This is a genomic window from Blautia luti (assembly GCF_013304735.1).
Classification (GTDB): Bacteria; Bacillota; Clostridia; order Lachnospirales; family Lachnospiraceae; genus Blautia_A.
Map to the genome: position 1 here is coordinate 25,594 of NZ_JAAITI010000004.1, position 23,498 is coordinate 49,091.

The 23,498-nt window shown below is 43.4% G+C and carries 23 protein-coding genes; all 23 read right to left on the reverse strand.

What is annotated here, in order from left to right; translation table 11 throughout:
- Positions 1-2 precede the first annotated feature (2 nt).
- The 23 genes from G5B06_RS03430 to fliB all read right to left on the reverse strand — a co-directional run bounded on the left by G5B06_RS03430 (position 3) and on the right by fliB (position 23,474).
- Positions 3-920 carry a DUF6602 domain-containing protein gene (locus tag G5B06_RS03430; RefSeq protein WP_173762302.1) on the reverse strand — a complete coding sequence of 306 codons (918 nt, stop codon included), beginning with the start codon at positions 918-920 and terminating at the stop codon, positions 3-5.
- Positions 921-1,180: 260 nt separating this feature from the next.
- Complete coding sequence (locus G5B06_RS03435; protein WP_173762303.1) at positions 1,181-1,642, reverse strand: hypothetical protein; 462 nt, start codon at positions 1,640-1,642, stop codon at positions 1,181-1,183.
- A complete protein-coding gene (locus G5B06_RS03440; protein ID WP_118064813.1) occupies positions 1,643-2,101 on the reverse strand; it encodes a DUF3990 domain-containing protein in 459 nt (152 codons plus the stop codon). It lies immediately after the preceding gene.
- A 16-nt stretch (positions 2,102-2,117) separates the two neighbouring features.
- Positions 2,118-3,296 (reverse strand): restriction endonuclease subunit S, encoded by a 1,179-nt coding sequence (locus tag G5B06_RS03445; protein WP_173762304.1) that lies wholly within the window; start codon positions 3,294-3,296, stop codon positions 2,118-2,120.
- A 48-nt stretch (positions 3,297-3,344) separates the two neighbouring features.
- Positions 3,345-4,847: an HsdM family class I SAM-dependent methyltransferase gene (locus G5B06_RS03450; RefSeq protein ID WP_173762305.1), complete on the reverse strand. Its 1,503-nt coding sequence runs from the start codon at positions 4,845-4,847 to the stop codon at positions 3,345-3,347.
- 17 nt (positions 4,848-4,864) lie between these two features.
- Positions 4,865-5,917 carry a Fic family protein gene (locus G5B06_RS03455; protein WP_173762306.1) on the reverse strand — a complete coding sequence of 351 codons (1,053 nt, stop codon included), beginning with the start codon at positions 5,915-5,917 and terminating at the stop codon, positions 4,865-4,867.
- A 249-nt stretch (positions 5,918-6,166) separates the two neighbouring features.
- Positions 6,167-6,730 (reverse strand): Fe-S-containing hydro-lyase, encoded by a 564-nt coding sequence (locus G5B06_RS03460; RefSeq protein ID WP_022426051.1) that lies wholly within the window; start codon positions 6,728-6,730, stop codon positions 6,167-6,169.
- A gap of 1 nt (position 6,731) precedes the next feature.
- A complete protein-coding gene (locus tag G5B06_RS03465; RefSeq protein WP_021652988.1) occupies positions 6,732-7,574 on the reverse strand; it encodes a fumarate hydratase in 843 nt (280 codons plus the stop codon).
- Positions 7,575-7,629: 55 nt separating this feature from the next.
- Positions 7,630-9,240: an FAD-dependent oxidoreductase gene (locus G5B06_RS03470; protein WP_022426050.1), complete on the reverse strand. Its 1,611-nt coding sequence runs from the start codon at positions 9,238-9,240 to the stop codon at positions 7,630-7,632.
- Positions 9,241-9,253: 13 nt separating this feature from the next.
- Positions 9,254-9,931, reverse strand: coding sequence for a 2Fe-2S iron-sulfur cluster-binding protein (locus G5B06_RS03475; protein WP_118071417.1), 678 nt, complete (start codon positions 9,929-9,931; stop codon positions 9,254-9,256).
- Between the two features lie 182 nt (positions 9,932-10,113).
- On the reverse strand, positions 10,114-10,968 hold the full coding sequence (locus tag G5B06_RS03480; RefSeq protein ID WP_114002622.1) for an FAD/NAD(P)-binding protein: 855 nt from the start codon (positions 10,966-10,968) through the stop codon (positions 10,114-10,116).
- Complete coding sequence (locus G5B06_RS03485; RefSeq protein ID WP_173771371.1) at positions 10,961-11,998, reverse strand: 4Fe-4S dicluster domain-containing protein; 1,038 nt, start codon at positions 11,996-11,998, stop codon at positions 10,961-10,963. The genes G5B06_RS03480 and G5B06_RS03485 overlap by 8 nt, the downstream gene beginning before the upstream one ends.
- Positions 11,999-12,001: 3 nt before the next feature.
- Positions 12,002-12,976 (reverse strand): 4Fe-4S dicluster domain-containing protein, encoded by a 975-nt coding sequence (locus G5B06_RS03490; protein ID WP_015524687.1) that lies wholly within the window; start codon positions 12,974-12,976, stop codon positions 12,002-12,004.
- Positions 12,964-13,407 carry a hydrogenase iron-sulfur subunit gene (locus G5B06_RS03495; RefSeq protein WP_015524686.1) on the reverse strand — a complete coding sequence of 148 codons (444 nt, stop codon included), beginning with the start codon at positions 13,405-13,407 and terminating at the stop codon, positions 12,964-12,966. The genes G5B06_RS03490 and G5B06_RS03495 overlap by 13 nt, the downstream gene beginning before the upstream one ends.
- Positions 13,398-15,386 (reverse strand): CoB--CoM heterodisulfide reductase iron-sulfur subunit A family protein, encoded by a 1,989-nt coding sequence (locus G5B06_RS03500; protein ID WP_059085575.1) that lies wholly within the window; start codon positions 15,384-15,386, stop codon positions 13,398-13,400. The genes G5B06_RS03495 and G5B06_RS03500 overlap by 10 nt, the downstream gene beginning before the upstream one ends.
- 4 nt (positions 15,387-15,390) lie before the next feature.
- Positions 15,391-15,780, reverse strand: a complete 390-nt coding sequence (locus tag G5B06_RS03505) for a 4Fe-4S dicluster domain-containing protein (protein ID WP_015524685.1) — start codon at positions 15,778-15,780, stop codon at positions 15,391-15,393.
- Entirely contained in the window at positions 15,777-16,571 is a 795-nt protein-coding gene (locus G5B06_RS03510) for a CoB--CoM heterodisulfide reductase iron-sulfur subunit B family protein (protein WP_118515708.1), read from the reverse strand. Before G5B06_RS03510 ends, G5B06_RS03505 begins: the two co-directional genes overlap by 4 nt.
- 434 nt (positions 16,572-17,005) lie before the next feature.
- Complete coding sequence (locus G5B06_RS03515; RefSeq protein ID WP_173771373.1) at positions 17,006-18,445, reverse strand: L,D-transpeptidase family protein; 1,440 nt, start codon at positions 18,443-18,445, stop codon at positions 17,006-17,008.
- A gap of 216 nt (positions 18,446-18,661) precedes the next feature.
- Positions 18,662-19,906: a 3-isopropylmalate dehydratase large subunit gene (locus tag G5B06_RS03520; RefSeq protein WP_021652999.1), complete on the reverse strand. Its 1,245-nt coding sequence runs from the start codon at positions 19,904-19,906 to the stop codon at positions 18,662-18,664.
- 19 nt (positions 19,907-19,925) lie between these two features.
- Positions 19,926-20,417 carry a 3-isopropylmalate dehydratase small subunit gene (locus G5B06_RS03525; protein ID WP_021653000.1) on the reverse strand — a complete coding sequence of 164 codons (492 nt, stop codon included), beginning with the start codon at positions 20,415-20,417 and terminating at the stop codon, positions 19,926-19,928.
- 44 nt (positions 20,418-20,461) lie between these two features.
- Positions 20,462-21,712, reverse strand: a complete 1,251-nt coding sequence (locus G5B06_RS03530; protein ID WP_118071372.1) for a 3-isopropylmalate dehydratase large subunit — start codon at positions 21,710-21,712, stop codon at positions 20,462-20,464.
- Positions 21,713-21,715: 3 nt separating this feature from the next.
- A complete protein-coding gene (gene leuD / locus G5B06_RS03535) occupies positions 21,716-22,198 on the reverse strand; it encodes a 3-isopropylmalate dehydratase small subunit 2 (protein WP_021978214.1) in 483 nt (160 codons plus the stop codon).
- 139 nt (positions 22,199-22,337) lie between these two features.
- Entirely contained in the window at positions 22,338-23,474 is a 1,137-nt protein-coding gene (gene fliB / locus G5B06_RS03540; RefSeq protein ID WP_173762309.1) for a flagellin lysine-N-methylase, read from the reverse strand.
- Between the last annotated feature and the right edge of the window lie 24 nt (positions 23,475-23,498).

A 23,498-nucleotide genomic window follows, 5' to 3' on the forward strand; every position in this document is an offset into this window, starting at 1 on the left:
TTTTAATATATCACCATACCCCATTCATCCCAAAATCCACCATTTTTTAACTTGTATATATTTTTTTGTGTTTCTTCCGATAATACATTCCATTCCCATGGTCTTGAATACCCACTACCGCTACTAAAAATATTTAACTTTCTCATATAAGTTACAATATCTCTTGCGCTTGGATATCTCCACGCAATCTTTTGAAGCAAATCAAAAACACATGCTCCCACAGGAGTAAAAAATTCTTCTTTATTATCTGATGCTATATACCCACTCATAACATAATTTCCTTTTAATCCTTTACCGTTATCATAGTTTGGTACTATCATCTTTTGAGATTTCCATACTCCTAAGTCAGCAACACATATGATATCTGGAATTTCCCTAGGATGTGTAACATATTTTTCATTATATTCCCAAATAGATTTTTCAATATTTTCTTTCGGATTCGAATTTTCTTTTTTCCATTCATGTGAATGTGCCAATAATCCATAATAAATTTTGCTTTGCAAATCTTTTCTTGGTGTTCCATTCTCATTAATAGCTAATTTTTCTATCTTCTTTGAATGCTCTATAAATTCGCCAATATGTTTACGCCTTAATGTAGTTTTACATTCAAATGCAGCCACTACTCCTCCAGATAAGTATTCCTTACAATTCAACAAGCTTTTGGGATAATCTGGTGATAAAACAATCACATCCACTTGCGGACTTGTTTCCCCTGAATCACTTAATATCCTTCCCTTTGTAACTATTTGAAAATAAGGTGGAATCCAAGATTCCAAAAGTTCTTTCCAGTTTTCTTCACCCTGATCCCCTGCAGTTCCTGGATCTTCATTTACTCTTCTACAAATTCTCATATATTCATCTGAAATATTCCTATTTGCCTTTTTAAAAAAATCAAATAAATCATGTGTCGAAGTACTCATATTCGTTTCCCTTCATTCCTGCTATACTTATTTTAATCATTATATATATTTTTTTATCCAACGCTTTTGCAATTTAACTTTTTATTTATGCAAAATCTATTTCCAAACAAATTATTTCAACAAACAATAAATTCGTACAAATGCAATCATAGCATTTTATTTTATAATTATCCTCATCAACCACAGTTATCAAAAATTCCTTGATAACTGACTTTTTATTTTATGTCTCAAGCTACGCCAGTATCTTTCTGTTATTTCATTTATAGCATTCTGTTTTCCCGATACGATTCAAATATATATGACGGATTTTCGTAATATACACTGCTGTTGTAGTCATCAATCTTTGCACTGATAAAGGAATTGTATACTTTTATTAAAGCATCTACGATCCCAATATTTTCATCTGTAGCAACCATTTTTATCAGCCGCTTATATACTTTTCCAATGTCCCAATGTGATGGAATGCTGTATTTACAATCACCCACATTGTCAAAATCTCCTTCTTGTATTCCTGCTTCTTCGATAAAATCAGCACTGACTCTGTCAATGTTGTCACAATGATATACATCTGCCAGATCATAAATTTTATCAAGTCTCTGCTTTCCAAGTTTATTTACAACATCTGCCCGTGTATTCTTTGTTTTCCTGGCAATGTAATCGATCAGGCTGCATGTGTAAAATAAATCGTTATCTTTTTTGCTTTCACGTCCTTCTCCTGCCATTTATAGCACCTCACAATCTCTATACTTCAGGCATTTCAATGATTCTTTGGAACAAAATGCTATCTGATGAGTTGGATACTTGAACTTTGCCAAAACCCAGAACTGTTCTCTGGTAATCGTACCGTCCATGTAATCAGAAACAAAATTATAAATCTGATCGTCTGCCATTGCACCGATTACAATATCATATTCATGGTCTTTCCCACTCCGACATGCAATTATAAAATCCAACCATTCTTCTGTCATATCTTTGAATTCTTTTATTTTCAGATTCGATTTTAAACGCACATCATAGACAGATACAACTTTCGTATCATATCTCCTGGCCCATCTTTGAGCCTGTTCTTTTATAATCGTACAGTAAAAACCAGTTCCAAAATCTTTTGTATTACGACCTTTTCTGATTTCCGGTTTCTCTACAGCCTGATATCCACCATGGTACACCGTCATTATCGCCATTCAGCTTCTCCCCTTTCTAGCCAAAGTATTGTTGCATCAGACTATCGAATAACTTTCGTGTTTCATCCAGTGCTTTTTGTACTTTAACTTTTGATTTGTTGACTTGTTCTGCAAACGCATAATATCTATCTTGTACTTCCATCGGTGGCTTAATTATTTGAAAGCCAGATACTATTGGAACATTAAGATTGGGCATTGTTTGTCCTACAGCCATATCTTCTATAGTTTTCTTAAATGATGGAAACGATATTATTTTTTGAATATAATCAGCAGTAACTTCCCCTTTAGTTCTGATAAGCATGCTTCCTGTTCCACACAAGAATCCATCTTCAGGAACAACTGCGCATCTACCCATTTCACCTCTTCTACCCATTACAACATCCCCAGTTTTTAACTGATACGCTGATAATTCTTCATATTTTTCATCAGAAATTGTAAGTTTATCATCTGGAGAAACCTTACCATCAACAATATGCGAAGGATTTAGTAACGGATGTCCACCATCAATATAATCTTCCTTATGTAGTAGCGAACCAAAAGGTCCAATCTTAATATCTGCCAAATCAGAAAGTGCAATCTTATCATATCCATAAGGATTAGAAACTGGATCCCCAAACATCTCGACAAATCGGGCTTTGATGAGGTCGTCTAATAACTGCAATTCCTGCTCTCTTAACTTTATAATTTCATACAATTTGTCAAGTTTATCACAAATTAAAACCTGTTCTGTCAAACCAATTTCTGCAACTTCATATCGTGATACATAATCATCAATTTTCAAATTATGGAGTCCCGTGGTTTTATTCTCAAATGCTCTTGTACCACCACGCTTATAATTTGCAAACAGCGAATAAAATACATATCTCGGATACCATATTTCTCGGTCTTTCACTCGAAGTAATCCTGTAAAATTGTTAAAAAGATATGTATTATCTTCACCGTCAAAATATATAACCCTGCCTACGGGAAACTTAACACTTCCACCAGACTTCTCAATAAGAATATCTCCTTTGCGTAAGTACTTCTCCTCAATATTTTTCTTAGTAATCATTCTAGTAACTACATCATTGTAATTTACCACGCCCTCATTGGTAAAATTGGTTGTTCTAAGTACTGGGATTCCGTCACCAGTTTCATCGTCAGTTCCCCATTCACCAGATAAAACTTTTCCTATTATATCAATTACTTTTGCCATCTACATCATCCCTACAAACCCGAATTTTCGAATCTGCCATCCTTTCTTCTATAATCCCAACAACCTCTCCAACTCATCCATTTCTTTTCCAATCTCCAGCTCCAATTCCCGGATATTGGCCATGATTTCTGATGTTGGCGGATATTCCACCGGAGTGTATTCGATTTCTTTATATTTATTAATACTGAGATCATAGTCATTTTCTACAATATCTTTTTTCGGTACCATAAATGACTGGTCTGTTCGTTTCCGTTCTGCTTCTTTATCAAGGTTTTTAAAACGCTCTACAATATCCGGAATGTCATTCTCTGTGACAGGAGTACGTTTATCGTCCAGGCTGAATCCGTCTGCTTCCATATCGTAGAACCATACCTGATCAGTTCCGCCGTGTTCTGTTTTTGTAAAAATAAGGATTGCTGTGGATACTCCTGCATAGGGTTTAAATACACCGGAAGGCATAGATATTACAGCTTCCAGTCTCTGATTTTCAACAATTTCCTTACGGATGGATTTATGCGCCCGTGATGATCCAAAGAGTACACCATCTGGTACAATACAAGCGCATCTTCCTCCAATTTTCATAATCCTCAAAAACAAAGCCAGAAATAAAAGTTCTGTTTTCTTTGTCTTACAAACCTTAAGAAGATCTCCGGAAACGGACTCTGCATCCAGGCTTCCTTTAAAAGGAGGATTTGCCAGCACAAGGGAATACTGATCTTTATCTGCATTCTGATCAGATAAGCTATCCCGATACTCAATATAAGGATTTTCTATTCCGTGAGTCATCATATTCATGGCTCCAATACGAAGCATGGTGCGGTCCATATCGTATCCATGGAACATATGATTCATGTAATGATCTTTTTTCTGCTTATCATAAAAAATTTCTTCTTTTCTTTTTTCTTTCAGATATTCTCCTGCTGCAACCAGAAATCCGGAGGTTCCACATGCCGGATCACAGATAATCTCATCACTGGACGGATCCATCATCTCAACCATCATCCGGATAATATGTCTTGGTGTACGGAACTGTCCATTCCGTCCGGACTGGGCTATTTTAGAAAGGAGATATTCATATACGTCTCCTCTGACATCTGCTGTCTGGATTTCATTCATAAGTTTGTAAATTTCATCCAGAGAATCCACCACTTTGGATAAAAGGAGTGGTGTCGGAAGTTTAAAGATCGCATCGTCCATATATTTGGAATATGCACTGTTTTTATCATTATGAAGATTTTTTATAAACGGGAACACCCATTCCTGCATGATTATATACATTCTGTCTGCCGGAAAATCATGGAATACGGACCATTTCAGCTGACTTCCGTCAATTGTTCTCTCACCTATTTTTACTTCTCCGAAAAAAATACTCTGAAATGGCAAGCCAAGCATTGCACTTTCTCTTGCACGCATATTATCGGAATCATCCAGATCATGAATAAACATCAGGTATGTAATCTGTTCGATTACTTCCAGTGGATTGACAAGTCCTCCTGCCGCAAATATATCCCATAAACCATCTATTTTGTTTTTTAATTCACCAGTGATCATTTTTTATCTCCCATCTATTACTCATTATTCCAGGTATATTTCGTATACCTTCCGCCGCCGATTTTTAAAATTTTTTCTGCTGTCAGTAATTCTGCCAGTGTTCTCTGTATCGTTACCACACTAATATCCGGACACTTTTCTGCAATTTCCTTTTTTGTAATTGTTCCCAGAGTGTTTTTTATAATCTCTTCTATTCGCTCCGGTTTTGATATATTCTGCGTTATCAGCAATTTTATTCTTGAAGAAAACTCTCTGTATGCTCCTACGATAACACCAAGCATATATTTTACAAATGGTGTATAATCATTCTTATTCTCATACCAGTTCTCAGAACTTTCCCTTAAACATTCATAGTATAATTCCTTTGAATTTTCTATCATTCTCTCGATACTGATATATTTTCCCACAATATAGCCAGATCTGTACAAAAGTAACAGTGTAAGTAAACGGCTCATTCTTCCATTGCCATCATTAAACGGATGTATGCATAGGAAATCCAGAATAAACATTGGAATCAAAAGAAGCGGATCTATTTCTCCTGTTGCCATTGCCTCTTCAAATGCTCCGCATAGTTCTTCCATTGCTTCCGGTGTTTCCCGGGCCGGTACTGGTTTAAACCGTATTTTTTTTATTCCCTGAGAATCTTCTTCCTCAATGACATTATCTGCAGTTTTATATTTTCCTCCAATATTGTAGCTTTCAAATTTATACAAATCTCTGTGAAGCTGTAAAATAATCGCAGACTTTGGTGGGATATGGTCATGGCTTTCATGAATTGTATTCAATACATCTCTGTATCCGGCAATTTCCTGTTCATTTCTTGTCCTTGGCCTTGTTTTGTCTTTTACCAATTCCCGCAATCTGATGTCTGATGTATAAATACCTTCTATTTTGTTGGAACTTTCCGTACTTTGAATTTTAGCGATTTCAACTAATTGTGTAAGAGTATCTGCTTTGGCCTCAATAAAAAGAGTTTGTTCTCCCTTAAATTCATGTATCTGTGTCAGATAAGATACAATTTCAGGAGTCAACAGACTTTTCCACTTTTCCTGATAATCAAACCGTCTCATATATTTTCCATCACCTTCTTTATCACTCTTTTTTCGATTTTATTTACTTCAAGTATATAAATCAATTTTATCATTGTCAACTTTAATTTAATCATTTTCGTAAGAATGATTAAATTGAAAGTGAAATGATAAAATTAAAAAGTCCAACAATAAATGCTTCTGCACGGATCTTCAGCATTTACTGTCGGACTTTTATCCTTTTTATTCCTTTTTGAAATATATCACAATATCATATTGTAGAGCAAAAGATTATTCTGCGTGGTCTTTCAGGTACTCTGCACGCCCCTCTTCGTATAGATTATTTCCCTCGCTGTCAATGATAACTACAAGCGGCATGTCTTCCACATAAAGCTTGCGGAGTGCTTCTGCTCCAAGGTCTTCGTAAGCGATAAGCTCTGCTTTTTTGATGCATTTTGCAAGAAGTGCACCTGCACCGCCGATGGCTCCGAAATATACGCCGTCATATTTTTTCATTGCATCTACGACTTCCGGAAGGCGGGCACCTTTTCCGATCATTCCTCTGGCACCTACGGACATCATGGTCGGTGCATAAGCATCCATACGGCCGCTGGTTGTAGGGCCTGCGGAGCCGATGACTTCGCCTGGTTTTGCCGGAGTCGGACCTACATAGTAAATGGTAGCATCTGTAGGGTCAAAAGGAATTTTTTCTCCTTTTGCAAGGGCCTCACACATTCTCTTGTGACCTGCATCACGGGATGTATAGATGGTTCCTGTCAATAAAACCTGGTCGCCTGCATGGAGAGTTCTTGCCAGCTCTCTTGTCAGAGGCAGTGTGATCTTTCTTCTTTCCATATTAAAGCACCTCCGTTTTATGACGTGTTACATGGCAGTTGATGTTAACTGCACATGGCATACCAGCGATATGAGTAGGCATAGTCTCAATGTTCAGACCGATAGCTGTGGTCTTTCCGCCAAAGCCCTGAGGTCCGATACCAAGCTTGTTGATCTTCTCCAGCATCTCTTTCTCAAGATCTGCATAGTAAGGATCCGGGTTCTCTGTATTCAGAGGACGCATCAGCGCTTTCTTTGCAAGAAGTGCACATTTGTCAAAAGTTCCTCCGATACCAACACCAACTACCATAGGCGGACATGGGTTCGGACCTGCAGTTTCTACAGCCTCAAGAATGAAATCCTTGATTCCCTGAAGGCCTGCAGATGGCTTGAACATACGGATCTGGCTCATATTCTCGCTTCCGAAGCCTTTTGGTCCTACAGTTACTTTCACCTGATCTCCAGGAACGATCTCTGTATAGATCATAGCCGGTGTATTGTCACCTGTGTTTCCACGGCGTACCGGATCCTTGACAACGGATTTTCTCAGGTAACCTTTATCGTATCCGCGGCGTACACCTTCATTGATGGCATCATTTAAATCTCCGCCTGTAAAGTGGACATCCTGACCAATTTCAAGGAATACGCATGCCATTCCGGTATCCTGACAGATCGGAACATTCTCACTGTCCGCAATATCAAAATTCTCGATAATGTTATCAAGGACACCTTTTGCGATCTCGCCGTCCTCGCAGGCACGGCAGGTTTTGATAGCATCCTTCACATCTTCCGGGAGATGTTCATTGGCTTCGATACAGAGTTTTTCGATAACCTCTGTAAGTCTGCTTACTTCGATTTCTCTCATAATAGACTCCTTTCGCTTATCTCATATGTTTTTATTATCATAACATATTTTTAACTTAACGTTCGTGGCGGGCATATTTCGGCAGAAGCATAGGAGATACGTCTCCTGTATCAACTCCTGCATTTTTCAGTTCCTCTTCATATTTTCTGATATGATCCAGATTCATAGTTCCAAGCTCTACCTCTTTGCATTTGGCAGCTGCTTTTTTACCTGCATTTCGTCCGAATACAATTACATCAAGAAGAGAGTTGCCCATCAGTCGGTTTCTTCCGTGGATTCCGCCTGCTGCCTCTCCTGCAACCAGAAGGTTCGGGATTTCTTTTGTAAAGCCGTCTCCGTTGATCTCAAGTCCGCCGTTCTGATAATGAAGGGTCGGGTAAATCACGATCGGGACTTTTCTCATATCAATGCCGTAATTCATGTACATACGGAACATGGCAGGGATCCTCTTTTCGATAGTTCCCTCACCGCCCAGGATCTCGATCATCGGAGTATCCAGCCATACACCTTTTCGTCCACCTGGAACTTCAACGCCACGGCCTTCCTCACACTCGCGGATAACACCGGAAGCATTTACGTCACGGGTTTCCAGCGGATGGATATAAGCTTCTCCGTTTGCATTTACAAGCTGTGCACCAACGGAACGAACCTTCTCTGTTACCAGGGCACCAAGGATCTGTGACGGATAGATCGCACCTGTTGGATGATACTGGATAGAATCCTGGTAAAGAAGGGAAGCGCCCGCTCTGTATCCAAGTACGAGTCCGTCAGCAGTTGCTCCGTAGTGATTGGAGGTCGGGAATCCCTGATAATGCATTCTTCCTGCACCACCGGTTGCAATTACAACTGTTTTTGCTCTTGCAACGGAATAGTCTCCGGTTTCCATGTTGAGAAGGACTGCACCGGCAGTCTGACCTTTTTCATCCTTCAGAAGTTCTACAGCGGATGTAAATTCCACTACCGGGATCTTAAGATTTAAGACCTCATCACGGATAGTACGCATGATCTCTGATCCGGAATAATCCTTTGCAGCATGCATTCTCTTTCTGGAGGTACCGCCGCCATGTGTAGTGACCATGGTTCCGTCTTCTGCTTTATCAAACTCAACACCAAGGTCGTTGAGCCATTTGATCGCATCCGGCGCCTCCATTACCAGTCTTTTTACAAGCTCCGGTTTTGCGGCAAAATGTCCGCCTCCAAAGCAGTCCAGATAATGCTGTACCGGGGAATCATTTTCTTTATCTGCTGCCTGGATCCCGCCTTCTGCCATCATGGTGTTGGCATCACCGATACGGAGCTTTGTAACGATCATAACGTTGGCACCTGCGTTGTGGGCCTCTATGGCACAGGAAGATCCTGCTCCACCACCGCCGATGATCAGTACATCTACATCATAATCGATTTTTGTAAGATCGATTTTTTCGTTGAGCAGACGGCTTTCTGAATGGAGCATTTTTGTCAGTTCCAGTGGTGCTTTCTGTCCCTTGTTCGGTCCTACCTTGATCTCTGCAAATGCATCCGGGTTATAATCCGGATGGAATTTTTTGAGAAGAGCATCTTTCTCATCTGCACTCAGACGTCTTGGCTCTGTTGCCATACGCTCCGCTCTTGTAGCCTCTACCTTTTTGATGGATTCCATCATATTTTCTGGATATGGTGCATACATGTTTTACGCCCTCCTACTTCTCGATTTCTCTGCTGTTGTAAAGTTCCTGCATCTCTGTGATCGGCTTCTGCATGATCTGCTCAATCATGTCATCAAATTTACCTTCGTGGATCTCTTCCACACGTTTCTCCAGATGCTCGCTTTTCGGCGCAATATATTTTCCGGTGAGACGTCTTGCCAGAAGGCCTACCATCGGATGGGAAATTCCTGCCGGACATCTTACGGAACAGCAGCCGCAGCTTACGCAGTCAAAGGATTCCTCTGCACATTTTTCAAGCTCGCCTCTCTGAGCATATGCAATATACTGCATGACATTTAAGTCCTGTGTACAGGCCTTTGTGCAGGCATTGCATCCGATGCAGCTGTAGATCTCCGGATAAAGCTCCATCATTACCTGCTGGTTCGGCTTAAGATCTTCTATATTATAAAGTCTCTTGTCTGTAGGGAAGAACGGGATACTTGCCACATACATTCCCTCCTGCACCTGTGTCTGACAGGCGAGACAGGTTTTCAGCTCATTCTGTCCCTTGATCCTGTAGATGGTCGCGCAGGCACCGCAGAATCCGTGTCTGCAGCCGCATCCTCTTTTTAATGTATAACCGGCATATTCCATAGCTGTCATAATGGTCAGATCACCGGGAACGCTGTATTTTTTACCGAAAAAATATACGTTTACCATATTATTTTCCATTTGAGATTACCAGTCCTTTCTTTTACTTATTCAAACCGTACACCGCAGTGCCAGGCTCGATTCCGCTTCGCTTCATCTCGCTTGAGGGCGTTCGCCCTATACAGCCGCCGATAAAAACAGCTGCTTACATGCAAGCATGACGCATCTGTTTTTATCAACGTCTGTGCACTGCTCATTGCTTATCAATACTCATTAGGCAGTTCATCAACCTCATCACACCTAAATACCGGGCCGTCTTTGCAGACGTATTTGTCTCCGATGTTGCAGCGGCCGCATTTTCCGACACCGCATTTCATACGAAGCTCCAGTGTGGTATATACCTGATCTCTGGAGAAGCCCAGCTCTTCCAGTCCTGCCAGAACGAATTTGATCATGATCGGCGGGCCGCAGACCAGAGCGGTCTTATTGGTATCAAAACCAATCTCCTTCAGATAATTCGGAACAAATCCTACATGACCGTCCCAGCCTTCCTGCTCGCGGTCAATGGTAAGATATACATTTACACCTTCTGTTTTCATCCATACTTCCTGGATTTCCTTAAGCTGCACCAGATCATCTGCGGAACGGGAACCATAGAGAATATCTACTGTTCCGTAATCCTCACGGTTATCCAGCACATAATTGATCACGGAACGGAGAGGTGCCAGACCGATTCCACCTGCGATGAACAGGAGATTTTTTCCCTTTAACTTATCTTCCACCGGAAAATGATTTCCGTATGGTCCGCGGACTGCGATCTCATCTCCAACCTGAAGGCTGTGGAGATGATCGGTAAGGGATCCGCATTTTTTGATGCTGAATTCCTGATAATCCTTTACAGTCGGAGAAGAAGTAATGGAAAACATACCTTCACTGACTCCCGGTGCACAGACCATGGCACACTGTCCTGGCATATGCTCGAAAAGCTTTCCACCCTCCGGAGCTTCCACACGGAAGGTTTTTACATCCGGTGTCTCCTGACGGATATCTGTGATCACGCCAACCTTGGGGATCAGCGTATCCAGTGTATAATTTTTATGACAGGTACATTCACTCATTCTTTTCACCTCCCTGTTTTTCAAAGGCCTTGATAACTTTTACGATATTTAAAGATTCCGGACATTTCTCCACGCAGCGGCCGCAGCCAACACAGGAGAACATGCCGTCATTATTTAACGGATAATAAACAAGCTTATGCATAAATCTCTGACGGAATCTCTGCATCTGGCTGGTACGGTTGTTTCCGTGAGCCATCATGGTAAAATCAGAGTACATGCAGGAATCCCAGCAGCGGTAACGGTGAACACCGTGCCCTGTGTCGTAATCCTTAATGTCATAGCACTGACAGGTCGGACATACGAAGGTACAGGTTCCGCAGGCAAGACAAGGCTTGTACAGTTTCTCCCATACAGGAGAATTGAAACGGTCCATGTATTCTTCCTGCGCCCATCCTTCCAGTGAAAGATGTGTATATGGAAGAAGCTCGATAATATCACGGATCGCCTTCTTCTCCTCTTCTACCTTTGTCTCATCAGCATCTGCCAAAAGCTCCTTCACAGCTTCTGTCAGAGCATTTCCCTTTTCTGTGAGAGGCTTCCAGAAAAGCTCTCCCTCGATGATCCAGGCTGCAACATCTGCTTCCGGATCTGCGGCATCAATGCCAAATACTTTACAGAAACAGCTTTCCTCCGGTTCATGACAGGCAAGAGCTACGATAGTTCCATGTTCTCTTCTTGCCTGGTAAAAAGTATCCACCGGATCCCCAAGGAACACATTGTCGAGAACCTTCACACCCTGTACATCACAGGCTCTCATTCCGAATACGACAAAATTCTGGTCTTTCAGCGCCTGAGGTTCAATGCTGATATTTTTCCCATCTTTTTTACAGGTATAGAGATTTTCACTCTGTGGAAAAAAAGCATCCTTCGGTGATTTCACGGTTTTCAGTGTTTCAAGGGAAACTTCTGCATCCTCGCTCCATGCCTTGAAGTTCACCTGCTCACTTACCTTTACCGGTAAATATAATTCCTGGTCTGCGGCAATTTTCCGGAATAATGCCGGCAGATTTTCTACTGCGATCTTATACATACATTATCCCCTTTCTGCCACGATCCCTGGCTCTACATCCTCAAAGGTAAAGCTGGTAAGCGGACCCTTTGACTCCGCATCCTCGCCTGCCTGATACTCACCGTAAAACGCATCAATATCCTTGATAAACTTACGGTTAAACAGATGAAGGGGAATTCCCTGCGGGCAGACTCTGCTGCACTCACCACAGTCCGTACATCTTCCGGCTACATGGAAGGCACGGATCACATGGAACATTTTTTCCTCAAAGGAATCCACATTTGCCTTCTGGGCGCTGTCGAATTTGTTGCTGTCAAAAACGCATTTGCGGCAGCTGCAGGCCGGACATACATTACGACAGGCATTACAGCGGATACATTTACTCAGCTCGCTCTGCCAGAATGCAAATTTTTCTTCCGGACTCATCGCCTCGATCCGCTCAACTTCTGCGAAACGGTCAGCGTCCTTTGTCTCCTTTGACTCACCGATCAGTTCATCGTAAATTTTATGCTCTTTTCCTTTACATACATGGCAGCGTTCCAGCATGGCATCTTTGTATGCACAGGTTTTTTCTCCGTAAACAGTATCCACAGTCAATGTCTCTGCATCTCCGGTAATCTCTGCTCCGGAAATTCCCCGGATACCCTTGATCCCCATTTTGCGAATCTTTTCAATATCCAGCTTTCCTTTACAGCCAACACCTACGATATAGGCTTTTTCTCTGTCTACACGATGCTCTTTCAAAAGCTGGTTAAAGCTATATGTATCGCAGGGCTTCAGACAGACCATGGTTTTTCCTTCCAGCTTGGAAGCTTCGATCATATATTTGCTTAAATTGGCACCGCAGAATCCATCATAGACAAAATCCTCCAGAGATTCCGGTGTTTCAAAATAGGCTGGTTCCGGATTAAAGGCAAGATCTCCGGCTTTCCACCCAAGAACCCGGACTACCGTGCCATCTGCAAGCAGTTCTTTTGCACGTTTTATCAGCTCCTGCATCTTATATCCTCCAATCTCACGTTTTTACCAAGTGAATGGATCTTCTCAACAAACTCATTCATAGTCTGTGAAAATTTCACGCCCTCTGCGGCAGATACCCATTCCACACGTGTTCTTCCGTTTTCCACACCAATATAATCCAGCATTGAAAACAGAAGGGTCATACGTCTTCTTGCATAATAGTTTCCGGTACTGTAATGACAGTCTCCCGGATGGCATCCGCACATGATCACACCATCGGCTCCTTTTTCAAAGGCACGGAGGATGAACATGGGATTGACACGGCAGGAACATGGAACACGGATGATCTTTACATCCGCCGGATAGCTCAAACGGCTGCTTCCTGCAAGGTCTGCTCCGGCGTAACTACACCAGTTACAGCAGAATGCCACGATCTTTGGTCTGAATTCTTCCTTTGTTTCTATCGACATATTGCATCCACCTCCGCGATAATCTGTCTGTTGGAGAAGCCCTGAAGGTCCATGGCTCCTGACGGGCAGGCTACTGTGCAGGCACCGCAGCCCTGGCAAAGTGCTGTATTGACAACCGCAACTCTTCTTGTCTCACGGATACCGTGATCGTTGACCTGTTTCTCCTCATAGGAAATCGCTCCGTAAGGACATACATTTGCACAGGTAGAGCATCCGTTACAGAGAAGCTCGTCGGATTTTGCCGTACATGGATTGGTGGTCAGCTTATCCTTTGCAAGAAGCCCTATGGCCTTTACAGCCGCAGCTCCTGCCTGGGCAACTGTCTCCGGGATATCCTTTGGTCCCTGGCATACACCGGAAAGGAAAATTCCTGCTGTCGGTGATTCTACAGGACGAAGCTTTGCATGGGCTTCTGTAAGGAAATTGTTGGTGTCAATACTTGCAGTAAGCATGGTAGCGATCTTACGTACATCCGGATTCGGTTCAATGGCTGTTGCAAGAACTACCATATCTGCTTTCTTGAAGATCTGCTTATTATCAAGAAGATCCGAGCCCTGAACAAGAAGTGTTCCATCCGGCTGCGGAATTACTTTTCCTACCTGACCTTTGATGTAGTTTACGTTATACTGCTCAACTGCTCTTCTGTAAAACTCATCGAAGTTTTTACCAGGTGTACGGACATCAATATAAAATACCGTCACATTGGTATCCGGATATTTATCACGGATCAGCATGGCATGCTTAGCTGTGTACATACAGCAGATCTTGGAACAGTATGGCTTTCCACGGTCATCGGAGCAACGGCTTCCAACACACTGGATAAATACGATCTCCTTCGGTGCTTTTCCATCGGAAAGGCGCTCAAGATGTCCTTTTGTAGGTCCTGCAGCATTCATGATACGCTCCAGCTCCAGAGATGTGATCACATCCTTGCTCTGGCTGTATGCGTATTCATCATATTTGTCAAGCTTGATGGTATCAAATCCGGTTGCCACCACGATTGCTCCGTATTTCTGTGTTACGATCTCATCCTGCTGATCGTAATCAATGGCTCCTGCCTGACATACTTTGGAGCAGACACCACATTTGCCTGTCTTAAATTTCAGGCAATGCTCTCTGTCGATCACAGGAACATTTGGAATCGCCTGTGCAAACGGAGTATAAATAGCTGACCGGTTGTTCAACCCTCTGTTGAACTCATTTGGGATCTTTTTGGAAGGACATTTTTCCTGGCAGACTCCACAGCCTGTACATTTGTCCATGTTGACACTTCGCGCTTTTTTGCGGATATCAACAGTAAAATCTCCTACAAAACCTGCAACTTTTTCTACTTCACTGTATGTATAAATATTGATCTTTTCATGAGCTGCAGCCTCTACCATTTTCGGGGTAAGGATACATGCGGAACAGTCCAGAGTAGGGAAGGTTTTGTCAAGCTGTGACATTCTTCCGCCGATACTTGGCGTTTTTTCCACAATATCAACTTCATAGCCTGCATCGGCAATATCAAGAGCCGTCTGGATTCCGGCGATACCGCCTCCGATGATCAGGGCTCTCTTTGTAACCTGGCTTTCTCCCGGCTGAAGAGGAGCGTTTAAATTTACCTTTGCTACTGCTGCTCTTGCAAGGATCACTGCCTTCTCCGTAGCCTCCTGCATATCCTTGTGGATCCAGGAACAATGCTCACGAATGTTTGCGATCTCCACCATATATGGATTCAGGCCGGCCTTTTCCGCCGCTTTGCGGAATGTAGCCTCATGCATACGCGGAGAACAGGAACAGACAACCACTCCTGTGAGATTTTTTTCACGGATGGCTTCCTGGATCCTGGACTGTCCTGCTTCAGAACACATATACTGATAATCTTCTGCATGGACAACTCCTGGCTCTTTTGCAATGATCTCCACAACCTTTTTCACGTCTACCGTAGCGGCAATATTACTTCCGCAATGACAGACAAATACACCGATTCTCTGCACTTTCTCACCTCCTGTATCTTCTGAACGCACTTACAAGCAGCTGCTGAGGAAGCTCCGGATCAAGAAGCTCCGGAATTTCATTTGGTGAAAGATAGTCTCCGCCTTTTTCCCGGACAACCAGCTGTCTTGCCCCGTCAATGATCTTTCCGGGTTTTACGTCTCGCGGACAGCGCTCCACACAGGCAAAACAGGAAAGACATTTCCACAGGGATGCTGAATTTACAAGTGCTTCGATATTTTCATTGATCACGTAGGACACAAACTGATGAGGCTTGATATCCATCTCGTCAAAGGATGGGCAGGTAGCAGAGCATTTGCCACACTTCATACATTTCAGAGGATTGGTCCCGCTGATCTCCTTTATTTTTTCCGCAGCAGAATGGTTATCTCTCATTTTGCCACCTCCTCTTTGACGCCAAGGGCTTCTGCCAGAAGCTCTGTAAAATAGTAAACCGGCAGTCTGTTTCCGGCATTTTTATTCAGATTATATTTGCACAGTGGACAGGCAGTGATCAGCATATCTGCGCCAAATCCGGCTGCACTTTCTTCGATCTTTTCACACATATTCTGTGACATTTCTTTTTCTTTCAGGGATATATATCCTCCACAGCATTCATTTCTGTAAGGATAGATCACAGGCTCAGCGCCAAGGGCACGGATAAAATCCTCCATGATCCTTGGATTTTCCGGATCATCAAATGCCATGATCTTTCCAGGTCTCAGAAGCAGACATCCGTAATAGGCTCCGATCTTCTTTCCGGTAAAAGGATTTACTACTTTTTCTTTCAGTTTATCAAAACCGACTCTGTCCCGGAGAACCTCCAGATAATGGAGAACGGTTGTCTCTCCTTCATAGGGAGCTTCCAACTGCATATAATTGTTGGCTCTGGTCCGGATATCTTCCACATTTTTCATATCATCATTGACACGCTTGATCACATGATGACAGGCTGAACAGATCGTCACCAGATCCTGGCCTTTTTCTTTTGCCTGGTTTAACGCACGGACGGAAGAAAGCTTTGTTGCGATCTCGTCTGTGCCAAGCGGATAAACACCACCACAACACTGCCAGTCCTCGATCTCCTCAAGCTCAAACCCAAGGGCTGCGGCACTGGCTCTGGCATACTCATCCAGATCTTTGGCCTTTGTTCTCAGGGTGCAACCCGGATAATAACTGTACTTCATACTTTTCATTATCCTTTCTTAGTCTAAAATCTGACGGTTTAAATGCATCTTTTTTATCTAAATATTGTTTATTTTTTAACAATATATACATAAAAAAAGGAAACCTGACTAACACTTACTTGAGATTTTTTCTTAAAAGTGCTCAAATAAAAGAGGTAAAACACTCTTCCTCCGCAATTAAGAAGTGTATTAGCTCGATTTCTTAAACCATCATAACACGATATTCTTATTTCTACAAGTCATTTCCAGTAATTTCTTGTGTTTTTTTTAACACACTTTTAAAAATTCTTCTCATTACTGACACGGTGTTGTAATTTCCTGTGGCATAAAAAAGCTCCGGATTTCTCCGAAGCTTTTTTAATATAATCTCAGTCTATCTGACTCATCCGGCCAGATTACCCGGCTTTAGACCAGGTGACTGTTTTCTTTTTCAATCAGTAAATAATGATCGGGTATCCCGCATCAATCGTCTCATAGATCAGTGCCGCCTGATCCTTTGGCAGGTTGATACATCCGTGGCTTCCGTTGGTCTTATACCGGTTTCCCCCAAAAGAAGACTGCCAGGAAGCATCATGAAGGCCCTGTCCGTAGACAAAAGGCATCCAGTAATTGACCTTTACATCATATCCATATTCCGCGCTGGTCAGATTAAAAGGACTTGCCTTATAGGCAATGGGCCATGCACCACGGTATGTTTCCCGGCCCTTCACCGGTTTTCCGCTGACAATATCCGTTTCTGTCACAAGGTTTCCATCTTTATAAAGCCACAGATGCTGGGCATCCAGGCTGACTTCTATGTAGCTGCCTGCAAGATCGTCAGTTCCGTTTCTCTGATAACCGGTTTTGCTGTAAACGGGATCACGGGTAACTGCAGTACCACTTTTCAGATCTTCCACAAGCTGTGCGTACTCTCCGTCCTGGTCGATCCGGTATCCATACTCATTCCCCTCAATGGTCACGTCCGTTCCCGTTGAGGTATGGAAAGTACGGGGAACATAAATGGTATTGTATTTGTTGGCAAGATCGCTGATATAGGTTTTGATGGCATCTTCATCCAGAGTCAGGGTCTCACCTTCCACTTTCAGCCAGGAACTGATGGTGTCTGCATCCAGCACAACCGTTTCACTTCCAAATGTGTATGTAACTGTAGTACTCCGGTATTTTTTCAGCTGACTGTTCAGACTTGTAACTTTATTTTCCATATCTTCTGTTGCTGTCACTGCCGGGCTGATATATACATGTTTGTTCAACGGGATTGTGATTGTATCTCCAAGAAGAGCTGTATCAAATGCCGCATTCAGATTTGTGTCCACGGTGGTCTCCAGTTTATCCGGATCAATCTCCGTGCCCTGTACCTGTTTCACAAGGATGAATTCTTTTTTCTCCTCATTGTACTGAATGGATGCATCGGTGGAAGATTTTCTTTCTTCCGTTCCGAAATTGGAAAGATCCAGAGCCTGTTTTTCCTGCTCTTCATCTTCCTCGATCTGGCATTCCAGATTTACGTTTTCTTCCTTTGGAAAAATCTTCCGGTTCTCTTCTCTCTGTTTCTGAAGGTCTGTAAGCTTATTCAGAAGATCTTCCTCATTGAGGCTGTACCCCAGATCTTTGAGCGTCGTGCTGTAAACCTCCTTGTCATTTTCCTGAAAAGATACCGGCCGGTTTTCAAATTCCGCAGCAATTTTTTCTTCTGCCTGCTTTGCGTCCAGCCTGGAAACCTCCACTCCCCACACGGAAATTTTCCGGCCCAGTGTGTTGTGATCTGCCATGTATGTGTAGCCAAATAACCCGGCCACAGCCAGGATTGCTGCGGCAATACAGATCCCAAGTATGATCTTCAGTGTCTTTTTACTGATGGTTAATTTTTTCTCCATACCCTTATCCCTCGAGTCTTATGTATTATATGTTATGTTGTCACATTGGCTGTTATTATAATACAACGAATCCCCCTCTTCTGTAAAAATGATTTATCCAGGATCCGCCTGAACCGGTAAAAAAGACAGACTGCCGCTCCTCGCGAAAATCTGTCCTTTCATACGTTTCTTTTTTATGTTTCTGTCAGCAGTATTTTCGAACGGATCTTCTGCTGCTTATTCCGGCATTACGATCTTACCTGCGATCGCACAGGCTGCTGCAGTTTTCGGAGATGCCAGATAGATCTGAACCTTGGAAGTTCCCATACGTCCCAGGAAATTACGGTTGTTGGTTGCCACAACCTTCTCCCCGTCTGTCAGGATTCCGCCGGTTCTTCCACAGCAAAGTCCGCATCCCGGATGTGTGATGATGGCACCTGCCTCAGCAAGCGTATCCAGAATACCAAGTTCAATGGCCTGACGGTAGATCTTGCGGCTTGCAGGAGTTACGATCAGTTTTACAAAGTCTGCAACTTTTTTGCCCTTCAGGACTTCTGCTGCTGCCATCAGATCTTCCAGACGTCCGTTTGTACAGGAACCGATAAATACCTGATCGATGGTCTCACCCTGAAGCTCGCTGACATCACGGATCTTGTCCACCTGTGACGGACAAGCCATAACCGGTACAAAATCCTCTGCCTTATAAGTCATGGTCTTCATATAAACGGCATCCTCATCGCCTACAAGACTCTTCTGGAACTCATCAAGCTCTGTCTCACAGTAAGCAGCAGTCTTCTCATCCGGTGTGAAAAGTGCACATTTTGCACCTGCCTCGATCGCCATGTTTGCCATGGTCATACGACTTGCCACAGACATGTTCTCAATGGTGCTTCCGGAAAATTCCAGTGCACGATAAGTCGCACCATCTGCACGAAGGTCGCCAATCAGGCGGAGGATGATATCCTTGGACATCACATTCTCCGGAAGTTCTCCGTCGATCACAACTTTAATGGTTTCCGGAACTTTGATCCACATGGTTCCTGTTCCCAGGATGCTGGCCATCTCTGTATATCCGATACCGGAAGAAAATGCACCGACACATCCGTAAGTGGTAGTGTGGCTATCTGTACCAAATACGATATTGCCAGGTTTTACGTAACCGGCCTCTGTCATCAACTGGTGGCAGATACCGTCACTTCTGTGCACGTTTTTCATACCATATTTGGCTGCAAAAGCATCTCCCACATGGAAATGTCTGGTGTCGTCCTGCTGGCTTGCAGGTACAAGATGGTCATAGATCAGAACAACTTTGTCCGGATCCCAGAGTTTCTGAAAGCCCATCTCCTCGAATTTGTCCGCTACAAACGGAATAAAGATATCATGGATCATCACTCTGTCAACATTGACCGTCACGATATCGCCAGGCTTTACTGCTTTGCCTGTGTTATGTCTGATAATTTTCTCAATGATCGTCTCACCCATTATTTCTCTCCTTTCCGTCTTAGTCCAGACCGTTCAGTTTACGCATGGCTTTTACAAGTCCGCCAGCCTGAATAATATCCATCAGATTCTCCGGAAGAGAAGCAATCGGGTACTGTTTTCCGTTATGGTCTACATGCTCGTTCATCACAACTGTAACTTCATCTCCCTCTTTCACATTGTCGTGAAGATCCGGCTGTTCGATAAGAAGAAGGCCGTTGTTGATGGAGTTGCGGAAAAAGATCCGGGCAAAAGATTTCGCAATAACACACTGTACGCCCAGTGCTTTAATGATCTCCGGTGCCTGCTCTCTGGAGGAACCGCAGCCGAAGTTCTTTCCTGCTACAATAATGTCACCTTTCTGGATCTGTCCTGCCAGCTCCGGGCGAAGGGGACTGAATCCGTACTGTTTCATATCGTCAATGGTTTTCAGCGCCAGATACTCGGTCGGAATGATGATATCGGTGTCAATATCATCGCCCAGTACCCACACTTTTCCTGTAAATGCTTCCATATGTATATTCTCCTGTTTATTCCTGAATATCTTTTCTGAGGTTTTTATACTCTGTCTGCAGTTGCGATCTCACCTGCAATGGCAGATGCGGTAACCGTTGCCGCAGATCCCAGATAAACCTTGGAGCTCGGATGTCCGGCACGTCCCTTGAAGTTACGTGTTCCGGTGCTGATAAGAACCTCGTTCTCACCGATCACACCCTGGCAGCTTCCCCAGCATACACTGCAGTTCGGGTTCATCACAATAGCGCCTGCTTCCATGAAGATATCGATCAGGCCTTCTTTTAATGCCTGGCGGTAGATGGTCTGGCTTGCAGGAACGACCAGGAAACGAACGCCTTCTGCAACTTTTTTACCCTTGATCACCTCTGCGCCTACACGGAGGTCTTCAATACGGCCGTTGTTACAGGAGCCAAGAAATGCCTCGTTGATCTTGATGCCGCAGGTTTCCTCAGCCGGAACTACATTGTCAACGAAGTCCGGTTTCGCTACAACCGGGCGTACTTTGGAAAGATCGAAGGTGTACTCTCTTGCGTAAACAGCATCCGGATCGCTGTGATATACAGCTTTTGGTTCACGGCCATGCTCTTTCAGATATTCCAGAGCCTTGTCATCTGCCTCAAAGATTCCAGTCTTCGCACCGGCCTCAACAGCCATGTTGCAGAGAGCCATACGGTCGCTGATGCTTAATGTTTTGGCGCCTTCGCCGGTAAACTCCATTGCCTGATAATTACATCCGTTTGCTCCGATCTCTCCGATAATGGTAAGGATTAGATCTCTTGCATAAACACCCTCAGGAAGTTTCCCTGTCAGGTTGAATTTCACAGTTTCCGGTACCATAACCCAGGAAGTTCCGGTTACCATTCCATAAAGAAAGTCTGTACATCCTACACCGGTACCGAAAGCGCCAAGTGCTCCATAAGAACAGGTATGGCTGTCTGCACCAAAGATCAGCTGTCCCGGACGGACATAATTCTCGATCATGATCTGATGACACACGCCTTTTCCTTCCCAGAAATCAATGTTGTTCTCTCTTGCAAAATCTCTCATTTTTTTCTGGGATGCTGCTGTTTTCGGGCTGTCAGACGGTACATTGTGGTCTACGATAAATACCAGTTTCTTTGTATCTGCGATATGTGGATTTTTTAATTTGTTGTTGTACATGTCAACAGTCAGATGTGTGGTTCCGTCATTGCTCATCAGATGATCCAGCTGGACCGTATAGATATCTCCAGGTTTTACGCTGTCCACACCGGCTGCTGCCGCGATGATTTTTTCTGCGATCGTCATTCCCATCTCTTATTCCTCCTCACGGTTCAGAGAAGCGATAAGTCCTCCCTGATTCAGTATATTCTGCATGTATTCCGGCAGTTTTGTGCAGGAATAAGTCTTTCCGTTGGCAACCGCTGTTCCCTCGGACATATGAAGCTCCATGGTATCTCCGGTCTTCACATCATCCGGGAGGTCCTTACAGACAATTGCCGGAAGTCCGATATTGATGGCATTGCGGAAGAAAATACGGGCAAAAGATTTCGCAATGACTGCCTTTACTCCAAGTGCCTTAAGAACGCCCGGTGCCTGTTCTCTGGAAGATCCGCATCCGAAGTTCTCTCCTCCCACTACAAAATCTCCCGGTTTCACCTTCTTGGAAAAATCCGGATCCAGTGACTCAAATGTGTGACTCTTCATCTCATCCAGATTCGGCAGAAGCAGGTACTGGGATGCAATGATCTGATCGGTATCGAGGTCATTATGAAATTTAAAAATTGTTCCCTTATCCATAAAACAAGTTCCTTTCTGATTGTTATCCATTTCCGGGTCAACATTCCTCTGTTACCCTTTTCGTCCTATATTCTAACACAAAACGTCATATAATTAAAATGTATATTTTTAATACTTAATATAACTTTAGGTTATAAAGTCATTTCCCTGTGATCAGCGCAAAATATCCCCACTCCCACAGAAGCTCTTCAAAACTGTTCTCAAGATATTCCCGGATATCGTCTTCCTCATATCCGGTCATTCTGGAGATCACTACCATATAATCCCGGAGTGTTTCGTAGGGAAGAGATCCCCGTCCCTCTTTCTGCCACCGGAGAAAAACAGCCTGGCGAATGGTGGCATATTCCATACCGATCCACTGCATATGAACCAGGGCATCTTCCAGATCTCCTTCTGATGTCAGAAGATCCGAATATACTTCGTTGGTAAGAAAGCTTCGGAGAAGATTTTCATATGCACGAAGTTCCCGGTAAAAATCCTCCCAGGCTTCCGTCATTTCCTCTTCCTCATACTCTTCCGATAATTCCTCCGCCAACTCCGTCACCGGCTCCAGATACTTCCGGTAAAGTCCCTCTTTCCGGTAATTTACAGCCAGGTCCTGCAAAAGTTCATTGCATTCGTCCATAGTATCCAGAACAGGCAGGTCTATCTCGCTGATAGCTCTTTCCAGCTGGTGAATTGTCTTCTCTGAAAAATAATCTTCCACAAGCTCTGTGGTAAGCGGCGTGTTCCGGTGAAGTTCCTTCAGAACATAAAAACTTTCAAGAAGGGTTTCCTCCGGTGTTTTTTCAGTATCCATTATAAGATCCATAACCTTCCGGCGCACAAGAAAAAGCGGCTGTTCCTTTTCTTTTGGAGTTTCCGGAAAAGCGATTCTTTTCTTCTCCTTCCAGATGTCCAGGACAGCCGGGCAACAGGGCATCATGGTCGCTTCCTTATGATCCTGAAATTCATGGATCTCCCTTGGAAAAATCTGGCAGGTCTCTGAAAGCATCGAATCCCCATAAGCACTTACCAGATAGCACAGTCTGTTCTTTGCCAGGAAAGGACAGTCGTGCTCTTCCGTCATCTTCATGATCCGGCTGCCGTCCTTTTTCATGGTATAGGCCTGCAGGCAGCTTCTGTGTCCGGGCACCTCTGACGGCGGCTGGATGGTTTTCCAGTTTCTGTAGGTTTCATCATCTATGTTGATCTTCCATTCCCTGCAGCAGCTGATGGTGCATTTGTCTGCAATACAGGTAAATTCGTCGTAATAATCAGGTTTTAATAATTCCATGTTTCCTCCATATTCTTTATTTTT

Bases quoted from the DNA above. Each gene is read 5' to 3' on its own strand.
- G5B06_RS03430 (WP_173762302.1), bottom strand. From the start codon at position 920: ATGAGTACTTCGACACATGATTTATTTGATTTTTTTAAAAAGGCAAAT.
- G5B06_RS03435 (WP_173762303.1), bottom strand. From the start codon at position 1,642: ATGGCAGGAGAAGGACGTGAAAGCAAAAAAGATAACGATTTATTTTAC.
- G5B06_RS03440 (WP_118064813.1), bottom strand. From the start codon at position 2,101: ATGGCGATAATGACGGTGTACCATGGTGGATATCAGGCTGTAGAGAAA.
- G5B06_RS03445 (WP_173762304.1), bottom strand. From the start codon at position 3,296: ATGGCAAAAGTAATTGATATAATAGGAAAAGTTTTATCTGGTGAATGG.
- G5B06_RS03450 (WP_173762305.1), bottom strand. From the start codon at position 4,847: ATGATCACTGGTGAATTAAAAAACAAAATAGATGGTTTATGGGATATA.
- G5B06_RS03455 (WP_173762306.1), bottom strand. From the start codon at position 5,917: ATGAGACGGTTTGATTATCAGGAAAAGTGGAAAAGTCTGTTGACTCCT.
- G5B06_RS03460 (WP_022426051.1), bottom strand. From the start codon at position 6,730: ATGGAAAGAAGAAAGATCACACTGCCTCTGACAAGAGAGCTGGCAAGA.
- G5B06_RS03465 (WP_021652988.1), bottom strand. From the start codon at position 7,574: ATGAGAGAAATCGAAGTAAGCAGACTTACAGAGGTTATCGAAAAACTC.
- G5B06_RS03470 (WP_022426050.1), bottom strand. From the start codon at position 9,240: ATGTATGCACCATATCCAGAAAATATGATGGAATCCATCAAAAAGGTA.
- G5B06_RS03475 (WP_118071417.1), bottom strand. From the start codon at position 9,931: ATGGAAAATAATATGGTAAACGTATATTTTTTCGGTAAAAAATACAGC.
- G5B06_RS03480 (WP_114002622.1), bottom strand. From the start codon at position 10,968: ATGAGTGAATGTACCTGTCATAAAAATTATACACTGGATACGCTGATC.
- G5B06_RS03485 (WP_173771371.1), bottom strand. From the start codon at position 11,998: ATGTATAAGATCGCAGTAGAAAATCTGCCGGCATTATTCCGGAAAATT.
- G5B06_RS03490 (WP_015524687.1), bottom strand. From the start codon at position 12,976: ATGCAGGAGCTGATAAAACGTGCAAAAGAACTGCTTGCAGATGGCACG.
- G5B06_RS03495 (WP_015524686.1), bottom strand. From the start codon at position 13,407: ATGTCGATAGAAACAAAGGAAGAATTCAGACCAAAGATCGTGGCATTC.
- G5B06_RS03505 (WP_015524685.1), bottom strand. From the start codon at position 15,780: ATGAGAGATAACCATTCTGCTGCGGAAAAAATAAAGGAGATCAGCGGG.
- G5B06_RS03510 (WP_118515708.1), bottom strand. From the start codon at position 16,571: ATGAAGTACAGTTATTATCCGGGTTGCACCCTGAGAACAAAGGCCAAA.
- G5B06_RS03515 (WP_173771373.1), bottom strand. From the start codon at position 18,445: ATGGAGAAAAAATTAACCATCAGTAAAAAGACACTGAAGATCATACTT.
- G5B06_RS03520 (WP_021652999.1), bottom strand. From the start codon at position 19,906: ATGGGTGAGACGATCATTGAGAAAATTATCAGACATAACACAGGCAAA.
- G5B06_RS03525 (WP_021653000.1), bottom strand. From the start codon at position 20,417: ATGGAAGCATTTACAGGAAAAGTGTGGGTACTGGGCGATGATATTGAC.
- G5B06_RS03530 (WP_118071372.1), bottom strand. From the start codon at position 21,712: ATGGGAATGACGATCGCAGAAAAAATCATCGCGGCAGCAGCCGGTGTG.
- leuD (WP_021978214.1), bottom strand. From the start codon at position 22,198: ATGGATAAGGGAACAATTTTTAAATTTCATAATGACCTCGATACCGAT.
- fliB (WP_173762309.1), bottom strand. From the start codon at position 23,474: ATGGAATTATTAAAACCTGATTATTACGACGAATTTACCTGTATTGCA.